The sequence below is a fragment of the Polymorphum gilvum SL003B-26A1 genome, assembly GCF_000192745.1.
Taxonomy (GTDB): Bacteria; Pseudomonadota; Alphaproteobacteria; order Rhizobiales; family Stappiaceae; genus Polymorphum; species Polymorphum gilvum.
The window spans coordinates 2,030,807-2,045,884 of record NC_015259.1 but is presented as its reverse complement, the minus strand read 5'-3'; the positions used below and the strand labels follow the sequence as shown (position 1 = coordinate 2,045,884).

Here is a 15,078-nt window from a genome sequence, read left to right as displayed (position 1 = left end):
TGATCTCCGGGCCTGATCAAGCGATCTTGGCGTCAAACGCCATTCTCCTTGGCTCATATCAAATTCTATCGAACCTTGCTGCAAAGGCGACAAAAGATCCCGTTTTATCAATCCGTTTCGAAAACTTACTGGTTGACAAGAGTGGACCGGAGGGCACCCTTCGCGCAACCTCGGCGTGGCACTACGACCCCACAAGGACAGGAGCCCGCCATGCCTTCATCGACAGGGACGCCACCGAGATCGTTTCTGACCGCACTCTCGCTTGCTGCCGCCCTGTTTGCAGGCGGGTCGCTTCGTGCCGAGGAACTTCCCGGACGGTTGATCGTGGGCCCGCGCGCCTATCACGCGCCAGGCGAAGGGCCGCACGCCTTCGCAAGCAGTCTGCCGGGCTACCAGGAAACCGGCCGTGACCCCGTGCCGGCCGAAGTCGCGGCGCTGGGGCTGACCGCTGGCGCACGCGCAGACCGCAGCACGCTGAACTTTGGCTGGTGGCCATTTCTGGTGCTTCGTGACGGCCGACCCGTCGCCGTTGCCCCCGACCGGGATTCGGGCCTTGCGCTTGATCTCTTTCCCGACAGCGACATACAGGGCGGCACGCAGGAAGATCCGGAGGTCACGCATCTGGCCTATCGCCGGACCGGCGACAGGATCACGGTCGAGGGACGCAGGTTTCTGTCCAGGAAGGCGACGATCGAGCATGACGGCATGCGCGTTCCCGGCTATGCGCTTGAGGAGGTCACGGGCGAGATCAGCTCTGGGCCGCAGGAGGGGTGCTTCCGCCTGCGCACCGAAACGACCCGCCTGATCTATCGCGAGGGCATGACTCAGCCGGTGGCACACCACCGCGACAACCAGCCGTTTTCAAACCTGACCGTCTGCCTGTCGGTCGTCGAGACCTCGGAACTGCCCGACGGAGTGCAAGCCCACCGCCTGCTGGCCCGGATATCGGGCGAGAAGGGGCTGACGCCGCGCCGCGCGTCCGATCACCATGGACAACAGTGGCAGGGCTATCTGATCGGGTTCTCTCCGGCCGTCGCCGGAGCGATCCCCGGGGACGGCCATCTCGTCGCGCGGGGCGATGCGGATTTTCGCGGGCACGAGCTTGTCGCCCGCGTGAACCGCTTCGCCGCCGAGATCGAACGCGGCATCGACGCCCATCGCTTCGATCTGGCCGAAGGTCAGATCGCCAGCCTCAACGCCCTGCTGGCTGACCTGGATGCCGCGGGGATCGCCTGGCACTGGGCAAGGCGGCCGACCGCGGCCGGGGTCGAACGCTATCGCGCGCTCGTCGAGGCCACGGAGCTTTACCGGCTTGCCCATCTCGACACCCAGGCGCGCGTGAACGACGTGCGCCAGCAACTCGAGATGCTGCGCTCTACCTTCTCCGGCAATGTGGTGAAGGCGATGCTGCGCTCGACCATCGACTGGATGAATGTCGTGCCCACGGATCCGCTTTCCGGGCTGTCAGGCTATTCCGACCTGTCGGGTGCGCTGATGCTGCCGCAGACCCTGATGGCGTGGCGCGAGAATGCGGCCCGGGACGGGTCGATCCTAGCCAGCCAGATCGCAGCGATCCGCCAGTTCGAGGCGCTGGAAGCGGCTCTGGAGACCCGGATGGACGAGATCGTGGCCGCACGCCGCGCGCTGTTCGAGCGCATCCATGCGAATGACGAGGAACGCGCGCTGGTGCTGGATGCGGCCCTGCGCGCGCGGTGAACAGAGGAGGCGCAGACATGCACCGCACGCTTCTTTCTGGCCTTTGCGCCCCCGGTCTTGCCCTGTGCCTGGGCGGCGCGGCGGCTTTCGGCCAGCCGCTGGATCCGGGCTACCGGATCGGGATCGCCGCAGGCGAGGTCACCGTCACGCTGAATGGCGAGAGCGTTTTCGAGGTCCGGCAGGATCCGCTCGACCCGGTCTTTTCCCTGCGCGGGTTGCGCGACGTCACCGGCAACGGCCATGCCGATCTGGCAGTGATCTGGCGCAGCGGGCGCAGCACCGCGCGCTTCGTTCTGTTGGAACTGCAGCCCGGGGGAGTTGCCATCCTTCACGAGGAAACCGGCATGACAGAGGCGATCCTCGGGACATATGGCGCGCTGACCGACGACCAACTCGGGGCGCTGGCGACTCTGGCGCCGCGCCATGAGGGGCTTTCGCTCGATGCGCTGGCGACTGCCCGTGAAATGCAGGTGGCGACCGCACCGGGCCGCTGGGTCTTCCGTCCGGGCAACTGGAACGAGGGCAGCGCCGCCGAACTGGGCTGGGCGCGGAAGTCCCCGGACGATGACAGCCTTTCGGAGATCCGCTTTCGCTGTCCGGACACTGGCGACGACATCTGGGTTCTCGTCGACCGCCGACACGGCACAATGGACGAGGTGCAGGGGCAGGTTGAGATCATCGCCGACGGCCGGACAATGCCTCTTGCCCTTGCGCCGCAACTGGATGACGAAACCGGGAACTGGTATCCGATCGGCATGCTGCCGCGCAGCAGCGACCTCTTCACCCGGCTGTCCGAGGCCGGAACCGTCGAGATGGCCTATGGCGCGGAGGTCGTGACGCTGATTGTGGACGGCCCCGACCCGGAGGATAAGGCCGCGCTGGCGATGTTCAGCATGCGCTGTGGCCTCGCCGCGCCTTGAAAGGCAGTACGCGGGTGAACCGCGCCGGGTTTGCCGGAGGCCGTTTCGTTTGCCTGTCCACTCAACCTTCCTAGCCTACGCATGACATGATCATGTCGGTCGGCCCTCGACGCCTGCTCTGTTGACGGCGCCGTCCGATCCCCGTCCCCCCCCCCGCGCCTCACCCGAGCAGCAGGCGCAGGACGAAATAGAGGCCGCCGGACAGGAGGGCGGCGGCGGGGACGGTGATCACCCAGGCGGCGACGATGGTGGTGAAATGTACCCGGCGCACCAGCTTGCGCCGCTTCTGCTCCTCGCGGTTGCGCACCGGGCGCATCCGGCCCTTGCGGCCGGGTTGGCGGGAATTGACATGCGCGAGGCGGCGCACGGACTTCTCCGTGTACCATTCGCGGAAGAAGCCAACGCCGAACACCGCGCCGACCGCGATGTGGGTCGAGCTGACCGGCAGGCCGAGGGCGGAGGCGAGGATCACCGTGACGGCGGCCGACAGCGCGACGCAATAGGCGCGCATCGGGTTGAGCCTGGTAATCTGTTCGCCGACCATGCGCACCAGCCGCGGTCCGAACAGCACCAGACCGATCGAGATGCCGAGCGCGCCGACCGCCATCACCCACAGCGGGATCGACACCCGGGCGGCGACCGAGCCGAGCTCGGCGGTGTGGACGATCGCGGCAAGCGGGCCGACCGCGTTGGCCACGTCGTTGGCGCCATGGGCGAAGGACAGCAGCGCGGCGGAGAACACCAGCGGCAGCGAGAACAGCTTGCGTAGCGACTGATTGCGGTTCTCCAGCCCGTCCGACTGGCGCAGGATCAGCGGCCGCACCGCCGCCCAGGCGAGCGCGCCGGCGCCAAGGCCGAGGCCGAGCGCTGTGGCGAGATCGATGCGCACCAGCCGGGCGAGGCCCTTCATGGCCAGATAGGCGGTGAACGCGCCGGCCATGACCGCGATCAGCACCGGCACCCACAGGCGGGCGGCGGCGATCTTGTCGGGCTGGTAGACGATGAAGGTCTTGATGAAGGCGAGCACGGCGGCGGCGATGACGCCGCCGAGCAGCGGCGAGACGACCCAGCTCAGAGCGATGCCGCCCATGGTCGGCCAGTTGACCGCCCCGACGCCGGCCGCGGCAATGCCCGCGCCCATGACGCCGCCGACGATGGAATGGGTCGTCGACACCGGCGCGCGGAGCCAGGTGGCGAGGTTGATCCACAGGGCGGAGGAGACCAGCGCGGCCATCATGGCGGCGGTGAACACGGCCGGGTCGGCCACGGCACCCGGATCGATGATGCCGCGCGAGATCGTGCCGACGACGTCGCCGCCGGCGATCAGCGCGCCGGCGCTCTCGAACACCGCGGCGATGACGAGCGCGCTCGCCATGGTCATGGCACGCGCGCCGACGGCCGGGCCGACGTTGTTGGCGACGTCGTTGGCGCCGATGTTGAGCGCCATGTAGGCGCCGATGCCGGCCGCCGCGACGATCACCAGCCCACCCGGGCTGCCCGTGACATAGGAGGCGGCGACCAGGATGCAGACGACGATGAACAGGAAGGCGAGGCCCGGCGCAGCCAGCCGCCGCCCGAGGCTGACGGTCGCCTCCTCCATGTAGGTGATCTTGTCGAGATCCTTGTCGAGGGTCGACTTGCGTGCGGTCTTGGCCAAGTGGTCCCGCCCTGCGGCGCCTCCGGTCCGGGTGCGCCGCAGGGCGGATCAGGGGGCGCCGGCGGCGACCGCCCTGATCCGGGGCGCGTGATGTGCGAGTGCCGCGATCAGGCGGTCTGCCTGGCGGCCATGTCGTGCTTCAGCAGGCGCAGCACGGCGGCGAGCCCCTCCTCGGAGCAGCGGCCGATGGCCTCGTCGATCGGCAGCCACAGCGCGGTCCGCTGGCCCGCCTCGGGAAAGTCGTCCTTCTGCGCCTCGGCGCGCAGCAGGAAGACGAGAACGTCGGTGCGCACCCGGAAGTCGTGATTGAAGCCCTTGGTCGAGCGGAAACGCGCATAGGGCTTCTTCGATACCTTGCCGACCACCCCGGCCTCCTCGAAGGCCTCGATGCCGGCGGTGCGATGCGCCTTGCGGTGCAGGATCGGCCAGCCCTTAGGCAGGATCCAGCGCCCGCTCGACTTCGACGACACCAGCAGCACCTCCAGGACGCCGTTGCGGAACCGGTAGCACAGCGCGGCGATCTGCAGGCGCGCCGGCCGGCGGAACAGGCGCTCGACCGAGCGCCAGGCCCGGTTGAGGGGATGCGACAACGACATGACCGTATCCGCGACCGACAAGGTTTGCTTCACGACAAGGCTCTTCGACTTTGCCAGGATAGTGGGGCCAGGATAGTGGGGGAGGATGTGCCGACCGTGACACCGCTTTCGAGTTCACATGAAAGCGCCCTTGCCCTCAAAATGTTCATTTGCTCCCCCCTGTCAAGCAGCCCCCGCGTCATCCTGCCGCAAAAGGCACGAAAAACCGTTAATCGCCGGCATGCGACCTCCCAGGCCGGCGGACGGGCGGCGCAAACGCCCTGCCCGCCGGCCGTCCAGAGGCCGGCTATCGCACGCCGTCGGCGATCCGCTATAAGGGAGCAAACAGGGAGGTCTAAGATGTCCGAATCCGTTTCCGCCGCAAGGGTCGAACCGAAGCCGCCGCTGGCGAGCCTGCTGCACAACGGCGTGCTGCGCCTGGTCATGCAGCGCCCCGAGCGCATGAATTCGCTGTCGGAGGAGATGATGGCGGCGCTGGCGGCGGCGTTTGCCGAGGCGGCCGAGGACCCGGGCGTGCGCGTCATCCTGCTCGCCGGCGAGGGCCGCGCCTTCTGCGCGGGCCACGACCTGAAGGAGATGACCGCCGCGCGCGCCCATCCCGACCGCGGTCGCGGCTACTACGAGGACATGATGCGCCGCTGCGCGGCGCTGATGCTGCAGATCGTCCATCACCCCAAGCCGGTGATCGCGGTGGTCACCGGCGTCGCCACCGCCGCCGGCTGCCAGTTGGTCGCCTCCTGCGACCTGGCGATCGCCACCGACACGGCCACCTTCTGCACGCCGGGCGTCAACATCGGCCTGTTCTGTTCCACGCCCATGGTGGCGCTGTCGCGCACCGTCGCGCGCAAGCAGGCGATGGAAATGCTGCTGACCGGCGAGAGCATCGACGCGGCGACCGCCAAGGACTTCGGCCTGATCAACCGCATCGTGCCCGCCGACTACCTGGAACAGGTGGTGCAGAAATACGCCGAGACGATCGCCTCCAAGTCGCCGCTGACGCTGAAGATCGGCAAGGAATCCTTCTACCGCCAGCTGGAGATGCCGCTCGCCGAGGCCTATGCCTATGCCTCCCGGGTGATGGTCGACAACATGCTCGCCCGCGACGCCGAGGAAGGCATCAATGCCTTCCTGCAGAAGCGCAAGCCGGAGTGGACGGGACGCTAGCCCCGCCGCCGCCCTGCCCCATGGAAGGCCCCGCCGTGAATCACGACGCCTATTCCGACGACTACATCCGCACCATCCTCGACGAGGTGAAGACCGTCGCCATGGTCGGCGCCAGCGCCAACGCCGTGCGGCCGTCCTATTTCGTGCTGAAATACCTGCTGTCGAAGGGCTACGAGGTATGGCCGATCAACCCCGGCCATGCCGGCGGCGAGATCCTCGGCCAGCGGGTCTACGCCTCGCTCAAAGACCTGCCGGGCACGCCCGACATGGTCGACATCTTCCGCAATTCCGCCGCCGCCGGCCTGGTGGTCGACGAGATCCTGGCCGAGCCGATGCGGCCGAAGGCGATCTGGATGCAGCTCACCGTGCGCAACGACGCGGCCGCACGCAAGGCCGAGGCGGCCGGTATCAAGGTGGTCATGGACCGCTGCCCGAAGATCGAATACGGCCGGCTGTCCGGCGAGATCGGCTGGGCGGGGGTGAATTCGCGCACCCTGTCGGCCCGGCGCCCGACGCTGAAGGCCGGCTTCCAGCACCGCGGACTCGGCGGCGACCGGAAAATCGATCCCATGGACTAGGCCTTTCGGCAATCGGCGGCCCACCCGCTGGCCCACAAAAGAACCGCTTTTCTTTGACCGGGCTTCGGCCTTCAGCCACACTCCGCCCCACCCGACACCATACCAGACCCTGGGGAGGACAGACATGAGCGAAGGCAATCCGGGTTTTGCGACCCTGGCGATCCACGCGGGCGCGCAGCCCGATCCCTCGACCGGCGCGCGCGTGACACCGATCTACCAGACGACGTCGTTCGTCTTCGACGATGTCGATCACGCCGCCTCGCTGTTCGGGCTGCAGGCCTTCGGCAACATCTACACCCGCATCACCAATCCGACGACGGCGGTGCTGGAGGAGCGCGTCGCCGCGCTGGAAGGCGGCACGGCGGCGCTCGCGGTCGCCTCGGGCCATTCGGCGCAGCTGCTCGCCTTCCACACGCTGATGACGCCGGGCGACACCATCGTCGCCTCCAGGAAGCTCTACGGCGGCTCGATCAACCAGCTCAACCACTCGTTCAAGAGCTTCGGCTGGAACGTCAAGTGGGCCGATCCGGCCGACCTGTCCAGCTTCGAGGCGGCGATCGACGGCACCACACGGGCGATCTTCATCGAGAGCCTGGCCAACCCGGGCGGCATCGTCACCGACATCGGCGGCATCGCGGCGATCGCCAAGAAGCACGGCATCCCGCTCATCGTCGACAACACGCTGGCCACGCCCTACCTGTGCCGGCCGATCGAGCACGGCGCCGACATCGTGCTGCATTCGCTGACCAAGTTCATGGGCGGCCATGGCAATTCCATGGGCGGCGTCATCGTCGACGGCGGCAGCTTCGACTGGTCGGCGAGCGGCCGCTACCCGCTGCTGTCAACGCCGCGCCCCGAGTACCAGGGCATCGTCCTGCACGAGACCTTCGGCAACTTCGCCTTCGCCATCGCCTGCCGGGTGCTCGGCCTGCGCGACCTCGGGCCGGCGATCTCGCCGTTCAATTCCTTCATGATCCTGACCGGCATCGAGACGCTGCCGCTGCGCATGCAGCGCCACAGCGACAACGCGCTCAAGGTGGCGCTGCACCTGTCGGGCCATCCGAAGGTGAGTTGGGTGTCCTATGCGGCGCTGCCGTCCGACCCCTGCCACGCGCTGCAGCAGAAATACTGCCCCAAGGGCGCCGGCGCGGTGTTCACCTTCGGCGTCGAGGGCGGCTACGAGGCAGGCGTCGCGCTGGTCTCCAACGTGCAGCTGTTCTCGCACCTGGCCAACATCGGCGACACCCGCAGCCTGATCATCCATCCCGCCTCGACCACCCACCGCCAGCTGAGCGACGAGCAGAAGACGGCGGCCGGCGCGGGCCCGGACGTGGTGCGGCTGTCGATCGGCCTGGAGGATCCGGAGGACCTGATCGCGGATCTCGACCAGGCGCTCGAAAGCCTGCCAGCCTGAGCGGACGGATCTCCTACCCGGCGGCGGCAGCGCCGCCGGGCACCGGCCCCTTGAGCACGACCAGTACCTCGACGGCAGCGCCGAGCACCAGAACGGCGGTCGCCTGGTGCAGCAGGGCGAGATCGAGCGGCACCTGCGCCAGCAGGGTCAGGATGCCGAGCACGAGCTGGGCGAGGACGAGCCCGCCGAGCGCCATGGCGGCTCCGCGCAGCGGGGCGTGGGCCGAGCGGGTCAGCACGCTCCAGGCAAAGACGAGCACCGCCGCGACCAGGACATAGGCCGCCACCCGGTGCTGGAACTGCACCGTCATGACGTTCTCGAAAAAGTTCTTCCACGCCGGCTCCATGGCCAGCAGGCCGGCCGGCACGATCTGTCCGTCCATCAGCGGCCAAGTGTTGAAGGTCAGCCCGGCGTTGAGCCCGGCGACCAGGCCGCCGAGGAAGATCTGCACCAGCACCAGCGCCAGCACGGCCTTCGCGAAGGGCGTGCTGGCGCGGTCGGCATCCGGGGCCGTCCTGCGCGCCGGCACCAGGCGCCGGGCCAGCCAGAACAGATAGGCGAAGATCACGCAGGCGAGCGTCAGGTGCACGGCGAGCCGGTACTGGCTGACGTCGGTGCGCTCGACCAGGCCCGATGCGACCATCCACCAGCCGACCGCCCCCTGCAGGCCGCCGAGGAAGAGGCCGAGCACGAGCCGCGGCTTGAGCCAGGGCTCGACCCGCCCCTGCAGCCAGAACAGGGCGAGCGGCACGAAATAGGCGATGCCGATGAAACGGCCGAGCTGGCGATGCGCCCATTCCCACCAGAAGATGAACTTGAACTCGTCCATGCTCATGCCCTTGTTGATGAGCTGGTACTGCGGGATCTGGCGGTACTTGTCGAACTCCTCCTGCCACTCCGCCTCGTTGAGCGGCGGGATCATGCCGTGGATCGGCTTCCACTCGGTGATCGACAGGCCCGATTCCGTCAGCCGCGTGGCGCCGCCGACGACCACCATGGCCAGGATCAACAGGCAGATGCCATAGAGCCACCAGCGGATCAGCGCCCGGTTGCGGGCCAGCGCCCGGTCGGCGGGCGGGACGGTCACGGCGGCGGGCGGGACGGCGGTGGACGGGATAGGCATGGCAGGATCCGGTATTTGACCTTTGACCGGCTGAGATATAGGTCCACCGGTGTCACGGCAAGTCGGCCGGCGCCTTTCGATCCGCCTTTGCGACATTGCGACGCTGACGCAACCGCAACGGGATGAGGAACATCGGATGAGACCGTCGCTGCGCAAGTTCGTCGGAATGGTCGTGCTGGTCACCTTCGTCGTGGTCTATGCGCTGGTGGCGATGGTGATCGGAGACATGACCCTTCAACAGGCATCGACCTGGGTGCGTCTGGCCTATTTCGCCGTCGCCGGACTGCTGTGGGTGATCCCGGCCGGGGCGATCATCTGGTGGATGGAAAGGCCCCGCAGGCCAGGCTCCTGAGACCGAGGCCGGCCTGCAGCCGCTTGGCGGTGCGGTAGAGGGCAAAGGGGGCGCCGGTCAGATACTGGTCGACCATGTAGGCGTCCTGGAAATAGCCGTTCAGCGACACTCGCGGCAGCAGCATCAGGTCGCGCGCGTGGACCGACTTCAGCACGCCCGGCACCGTCGTCACCGCGGCCTGGAAGCCGAGTTCGGAGGCGAGCGCCGCCTCACGCGGGCCCGCCGCCTTGTCGTTGCCGTAGGGATAGGCGAAATAGCGCGGCTTGCGGCCGAGTTCCTGCTCCAGCCTGCGGATACCGGCCGCCATGTCGGCGCGCGCGGCGGTCTCGTCGAGCTGGGCGAGCGCGTAGTGGCCGTGGGTGTGGGCGCCGATGGTAACCAGCGGATCGCCGGCGAGGCGGCGCAGCTCGTCCCAGTCCATCATCAACTCGTCGGCGAGCGCGGCGAGGTCGAGGCCATGGCGTTCGCACAGGTGGCGAACGATGGCGCGCTGCTCGTCCTCACTGACCTCGTGCGTCAGCCAGTGCGTCAGCCGGCAGAAGCAGGCCTCCTTCTCCGCGTCGCTGGCGCAGGCGATGCCGTCACCCGCTCCGGTGCCGACCAGATCGAGAGAGCGGTTCGCCGCGATCAGCCGTTCCAGCGCCACCCACCACAATTCGGTGCTGCGGTCGATCAAGCCGCTGGTGACGAAGACCGTGAACGGGGCGCCGAGCTCCTTGAGCACCGGATGGGCGACGGTGAGGTTGTCGCGGTAGCCGTCGTCGAAGGTCAGCACCGCATAGCGCTGGTCGCCGTAGCCGGTCTTCAGCAGGTCGACGGCCTCGCCGAGCGGCACGATCCGGTAGCCCTGGTCGCGCACGCGGGCGACGACCGTTTTCAGGAAATCCGGGCAGATCTCGAGGTGGCGGTTCGGTTGAAACCCCTCCGGCCGGGGCGCACAGACGCGATGCAGCATGAAGACGATGCCGCACCCTTGCGTGAAGGGCGCCATCGCCCGGCTGAGGCCGCTCCGCTGCAGCAGCCTGAAGCCGTTCTCGAAGAGTCTCCGTCGATTGCCCATCGTGCGCGAACGCGCTCCGTTCGTATCCACCCGAGACCCTAGGCACCCTTTCTTTAGATATTGTTGCAATCCTCGCGCGACGATGCATTTCGACCGTATCGACAGGCGAACGATGACCCTCACGGCAGCCAGCAGCGGACATGCGACCGAGACCGGCCCGGCGGCGGGTACCGGCCCGTCCGCTTCCCTGGCCGCGCCCGCATCCATCCCGCCGCAGGCGCGCAGCGCCAGGGTACTGATGGTCGACACGCTTCAGGCGGCCGAGGTGCCGTGGCGGCTGATCGAGCGCGACGGCCTGCTGGCGCATTACCACCGCTTCGGCTGGGCGCGTGCCTGGCTTGCGCATATCGGCGCGCGGGCGGGAGAGGCCGCCCGCATCGCGGTCGGCCTCGTCGACGGCGAGCCAGCCTTCGTCTGGCCGTTCGCGCTCAGCCGCGCCCATGGCGTGACGACGCTGACCTGGCTCGGCCAGAGCCATGCCAACCAGAACACCGGGATCTGGACGCGGCGCGCCTATGCCGAGCTGTCGGCCGATACGCTGCATGGCGCGCTGATCGATGCCGCTCGTGCCGCCGGCGCCGACCGGCTGGCGCTCCACAACATTCCAGCCGTCTGGGAAGGCCGGCCCCATCCGCTCGCCGCGGACAACGGCAACCCGAGTCCGAGCCCGGTGTTTCGCGGTCCGCTGGACCGTCCGTTCGAGGCGCTGTTCGCCGACACCCACAGCAAGGCATCGCGCAAGAAGCTGCTGCGCAAGAGAAAGGCGCTGGAAGAGGCCGGCGACTACGCGGTGAAGCGGGCGCAGACGGCGCAGGAGATCGAGACCGGCCTCGCCGCCTTCTTCGAGCAGCGCGCGGTGCGCGCGCGAGAGACCGGGATCCCCAACGCCTTTTCCGGCGCGCCGGCACAGGCCTTCCTGCGCGCGCTGCTGAGCGAGCCGGACGGCGACGGCGGGCCGCTGCTCGACCTGCGCTACCTGGAAGCGGGGGGGCGGATCAGGGCGACCTATCTCGGCGGCATTGGTCAGGGCGCCTATTACGGCTATGCCAACAGCATCGCCCACGACGAGCTGACCGCCTTAAGTCCCGGCGTCGTGCTGCTGACGGAGATCGTGCGCAACTGTTGCGCCGATCCCGCCATCGCCGTGCTCGACCTGGGGCTCGGAGAGGAACGTTACAAGCTGGCCTGGACGGCCGCGCAGGACCTCGTCGACCGGGAAGAGGCGCTGACGGCAGCCGGCCGGATCGTCACGGCCGCAGACCGGCTGCGGCTGGCCGCCAAGCGCACGATCCGCACCTCCCCTGCCCTGTGGTCGCTGGTGCGCAAGGCGCGCCGAATCCGCGCCCGCCTGGGCTGACGCCCGCAGCCGTCACGCCAGATCCCGAGGAACCCGACCGATCCGGGACGCATGTCCTGAAGCGCCGCACCGGCTCAAACCGAGTGCGATGAAGCGTGCCGATCGCACTCCGTCATCAAGCCGCGACGCCGCGCGCCGAGCGACGCGTCGAACGACGCACCGGGCCGCGCTCTCCGGAGTGCGTGCGCACGATCACCTCGGCGCCGGTGTTGCGCGACAACAGCCGGGCGGCGCTGCGCAGGCCCGGCGTCTCCGTCTCGTCCTGCGACACCACGATGACACGATCCGCATATTCGAGAATGCGGGCGCTGGCGAGCGAGCCGTCGATGGTGCCAAGATCCACAACGACAGTCCCGTAGGTCGCGTCGATAGCATCGAGGACCCGGCTGAAGCGGCCGTCGGCGACCATGGCGTCGGCAAGCGCGAAGCGGCCCGCCTCGATGATATGGGCGCGCGAACCGGCGTCGCGGTAGATCACCGAGGAGAACGACGCCTTGCCGGCGACGAGATCGGAAAAGCCCGCGGCCGCGCCGGGATCCTCGTTTTCCGGAAAGACCTCCATCAACAGAGCCATGTCGCCCCGGTCGGCCGCCGCGCGCACCAGATCGAAGGCCAGGTCGTGCGAGATCTGTGCGTCGTCGACGCTGAGCACGACGATGCGGCGGGCCTGCTCGGATTTCTGCCCGTCCTCGGCTGCCGGGCCGTACGCTTCCTCCCGACGGCCCAAACCGCTTGGCGCCGACCGGCGCGGCGATGCGGCCGCCGCCGGATGCGCAGCAGCGCGCACCCGCTCGGTGCGCGGGTCGGCGGGGGGCATGTCGGAGGGGCCGCAGGCGTCCGCGGCGACCGGCTGGGCTGCGACGGCAGCCTCCGCCACGGGGGCCGGCGCGACCGCGATCGCCTCACCATGCCCGTAATCGATCGGCTGCAGGGCATTGCCGGACAGGAACTCGCGCATCACGACGAAGGCGCAGCCGAGCACGAAGGTCGCCAGGGCGGCGATGATCGTGAACAGCGCCACCTTGGGCGCATAAGGCTCGATCGGCACGCTGGCGCGCGAGATCACGCGCGCATCGGCAGGAAGGGTCTGGGCGCTGCGGCGGGTGTCGGCCTCGCGGTAGCTGGCAAGCAGCGTGTCGAGCTGGGTCGCCTTGGCCTCCGCCTCGCGCTCCAGTTCGCGCAGGCGCACCTGGTCGGTGTTGGTACGCGCCGCCGCGACCTTGAGTTCGCTCAGGCGATCGCGCAGCGCCTCGGCCTGCTGGCGGGCGACCTTGGCATCGTTCTCGAGCCCGATCAGGATCTTGCGCGCCTCGGACCGGATCTGGGTATCGTAGTCGGCCAGCTGCGAGTTGAGCGCGCGGATCTGCGGGTGGTTCGAGAGCATCGTCGTCGACAGTTCGGCGATGCGCGACTGGATCGCTACCTGGCGCTCGCGAAGCCGCTGGATCAGCGGCGAGTTGAGCACGTCGCTTGCCGTTTCGAACGATCCGCCGGAATTGAGCAGGCCGCGGATCAGGCGTGCCTTGGCCGTCGCCTCCGCCTCGCTCGCCTGGGCGGACGACTGCTGCGTGCTGATTTCCGCCAGCTGCTGCTGGTTCAAGGTCCGATTGTCGCTGCCCATCATCAGGTCGGCATGGGCGCGAAAGTCCTCGACCGCCTTGCGCGCGTCCTGGACCTCCTTGCGCAGGCGCTCGATCTGTGGCTCCAGGGATGCGGCGGTGAACTCCGTCGTCTCGCGCTTCGCCTTGCTCTGCATCGCCAGATATTCGTCGAGGATGGTGTTGGCGACCGCCGCGGCGAGCTGCGGATCCTCGGCGGAATACTCGACCGCGATCACCCGCGACCCGTCCAGGCGATAGACGTCCAGATGCTTGTAATAATGCTTGAGCACCCGCTCCTCGGGCGAGACGCGCGCGGGATCGCTCCTCAGGCCGAGCAGGACGAGGGCATCGGTGAGGATGGAGCGCGTCCGAGCGGCATCGAATTCGGGTATCGAAACGAGATCCAGCCGCTGCGCGACGCGCCGCGCCAGATCGGCGGACGTGAGCAACTGGACCTGGCTGGCGACGCCTTCGGTATCCAGCAGTGCGCGCTCGTCCTCGACGCCGCGCGACGCTCCCGGATAGATCGCGTCGGTACTCTCGATCAGCACCTTGGCCTCGCCCTTGTACTTCTCGGGTACGAACTGAAGCAGCAGGAACACGGTGGCCGCGACGACGAGCACCAGCGGCAGAAGCCAGCGTAGCGATCCCCTTATCGCACGCAGCAACCCGGACAGGTCCAATGCCAGATCTTGCGGCTGATAAACGTCACGCATCGAACCCATCACACCTACTCCGAACAAATCCGGAGAGAACTATGGCCTATTATGGTAAGCGTTGTGTTAAGCGGCAATCGGCCAGGAATTTTTGAAAATTAACCTTTGTAAATGTTTCATGAATGGAAGTTTGTACATCCGAAAGTCGTTCACGCCGTGTTAACCACGTTTTGCGACTGTGGCGGCAGGAAGGTCAGGAGTCGTCGATGCCCACCCGGTTGCTTGTCATTATTGCCATGTCCCTGGCGCTGGCCGGATGCAGCGGATACAAGCGTCCTCCGACCGCCTTCCACGAGATCCTGACCCAGCCCTACCGGCTCGATTCAAGCGATCGCCTGCGCATCATCGTGTTCGGACAGGACGACCTATCCAATACCTATGTCGTTGATCAGGCAGGCTATATTTCGATGCCGCTGGTCGGCAGCCTGGCCGCCCGGGGCAAGACCCAGCAGGAACTCGCCGCCGACATCGCGACCGCATTGCGGCGTGGCTACCTGCGCGATCCGGACGTCTCGGTGGAAGTCGACCAGTACCGTCCGATCTTTGTCATGGGCGAAGTGCAGAACGCCGGCCAGTATCCTTACGTCGCCGGCATGACGGTGCAGAACGCCATCGCCACCGCCGGCGGCTTCGGCGCGCGCGCCGAGCAGGGCAGCGCCGACATCACCCGCCAGATCAACGGCGAAATCCTAAACGGCCGTGTCCCTATCACGGACCCGATCCGTCCCGGCGACACGATTTACGTACGCGAGCGCTTCTTCTAAGGGCGGCGGCGGATTAACCGGGGACTCATCCTCGTCGCGTAAGGTCTCAGCATCAGCCTC

General features: G+C 67.9%; 13 protein-coding genes. 8 read left to right on the top strand and 5 right to left on the bottom strand.

The annotated features are described in order from the left end of the window. Positions 1–48: 48 nt before the first annotated feature. Together SL003B_RS09855 and SL003B_RS09850 are read left to right on the top strand one after the other, a co-directional pair. Positions 49–1,716, top strand: a complete 1,668-nt coding sequence (locus SL003B_RS09855; protein ID WP_148259286.1) for a hypothetical protein — start codon at positions 49–51, stop codon at positions 1,714–1,716. Between the two features lie 17 nt (positions 1,717–1,733). Then, complete coding sequence (locus SL003B_RS09850) at positions 1,734–2,636, top strand: hypothetical protein (RefSeq protein WP_013652690.1); 903 nt, start codon at positions 1,734–1,736, stop codon at positions 2,634–2,636. Positions 2,637–2,796: 160 nt separating this feature from the next. On the opposite strand, the gene SL003B_RS09845 is transcribed toward SL003B_RS09850, so the two are convergent. After that, the gene (locus SL003B_RS09845; protein ID WP_083812168.1) at positions 2,797–4,236 is read right to left on the bottom strand and encodes an inorganic phosphate transporter; all 1,440 of its coding nucleotides are present in this window, start codon (positions 4,234–4,236) and stop codon (positions 2,797–2,799) included. A gap of 164 nt (positions 4,237–4,400) precedes the next feature. Further along, positions 4,401–4,922 carry an NUDIX hydrolase gene (locus SL003B_RS09840; RefSeq protein WP_013652688.1) on the bottom strand — a complete coding sequence of 174 codons (522 nt, stop codon included), beginning with the start codon at positions 4,920–4,922 and terminating at the stop codon, positions 4,401–4,403. 306 nt (positions 4,923–5,228) lie between these two features. Between SL003B_RS09840 and SL003B_RS09835 the strand changes: the two genes are divergently transcribed. The 3 genes from SL003B_RS09835 to SL003B_RS09825 all read left to right on the top strand — a co-directional run bounded on the left by SL003B_RS09835 (position 5,229) and on the right by SL003B_RS09825 (position 8,045). Continuing rightward, complete coding sequence (locus tag SL003B_RS09835; RefSeq protein ID WP_013652687.1) at positions 5,229–6,053, top strand: enoyl-CoA hydratase; 825 nt, start codon at positions 5,229–5,231, stop codon at positions 6,051–6,053. 35 nt (positions 6,054–6,088) lie between these two features. Further along, a complete protein-coding gene (locus SL003B_RS09830; RefSeq protein WP_013652686.1) occupies positions 6,089–6,631 on the top strand; it encodes a CoA-binding protein in 543 nt (180 codons plus the stop codon). 124 nt (positions 6,632–6,755) lie between these two features. Beyond that, the gene (locus SL003B_RS09825; RefSeq protein WP_013652685.1) at positions 6,756–8,045 is read left to right on the top strand and encodes an O-acetylhomoserine aminocarboxypropyltransferase; all 1,290 of its coding nucleotides are present in this window, start codon (positions 6,756–6,758) and stop codon (positions 8,043–8,045) included. Positions 8,046–8,058: 13 nt separating this feature from the next. Here SL003B_RS09825 and SL003B_RS09820 read toward each other — a convergent pair whose 3' ends face one another. Next, positions 8,059–9,168 carry a COX15/CtaA family protein gene (locus SL003B_RS09820; RefSeq protein WP_013652684.1) on the bottom strand — a complete coding sequence of 370 codons (1,110 nt, stop codon included), beginning with the start codon at positions 9,166–9,168 and terminating at the stop codon, positions 8,059–8,061. Between the two features lie 136 nt (positions 9,169–9,304). Between SL003B_RS09820 and SL003B_RS09815 the strand changes: the two genes are divergently transcribed. Further along, positions 9,305–9,520 carry a DUF2842 domain-containing protein gene (locus SL003B_RS09815; RefSeq protein ID WP_013652683.1) on the top strand — a complete coding sequence of 72 codons (216 nt, stop codon included), beginning with the start codon at positions 9,305–9,307 and terminating at the stop codon, positions 9,518–9,520. Here the strand turns inward: SL003B_RS09815 and SL003B_RS09810 are convergent. Beyond that, positions 9,480–10,580 carry a polysaccharide deacetylase family protein gene (locus SL003B_RS09810; protein ID WP_013652682.1) on the bottom strand — a complete coding sequence of 367 codons (1,101 nt, stop codon included), beginning with the start codon at positions 10,578–10,580 and terminating at the stop codon, positions 9,480–9,482. The genes SL003B_RS09815 and SL003B_RS09810 overlap by 41 nt on opposite strands. A gap of 112 nt (positions 10,581–10,692) precedes the next feature. On the opposite strand from SL003B_RS09810, the gene SL003B_RS09805 reads away from it, so the two are divergent. Beyond that, complete coding sequence (locus SL003B_RS09805; RefSeq protein ID WP_041375477.1) at positions 10,693–11,937, top strand: GNAT family N-acetyltransferase; 1,245 nt, start codon at positions 10,693–10,695, stop codon at positions 11,935–11,937. A 115-nt stretch (positions 11,938–12,052) separates the two neighbouring features. On the opposite strand, the gene SL003B_RS09800 is transcribed toward SL003B_RS09805, so the two are convergent. Then, positions 12,053–14,254 (bottom strand): GumC family protein, encoded by a 2,202-nt coding sequence (locus SL003B_RS09800; RefSeq protein WP_242390361.1) that lies wholly within the window; start codon positions 14,252–14,254, stop codon positions 12,053–12,055. Positions 14,255–14,460: 206 nt separating this feature from the next. Here SL003B_RS09800 and SL003B_RS09795 point away from each other — a divergent pair, with 206 nt between their 5' ends. Continuing rightward, positions 14,461–15,018 (top strand): polysaccharide biosynthesis/export family protein, encoded by a 558-nt coding sequence (locus tag SL003B_RS09795; RefSeq protein ID WP_083812076.1) that lies wholly within the window; start codon positions 14,461–14,463, stop codon positions 15,016–15,018. Positions 15,019–15,078: the final 60 nt, after the last annotated feature.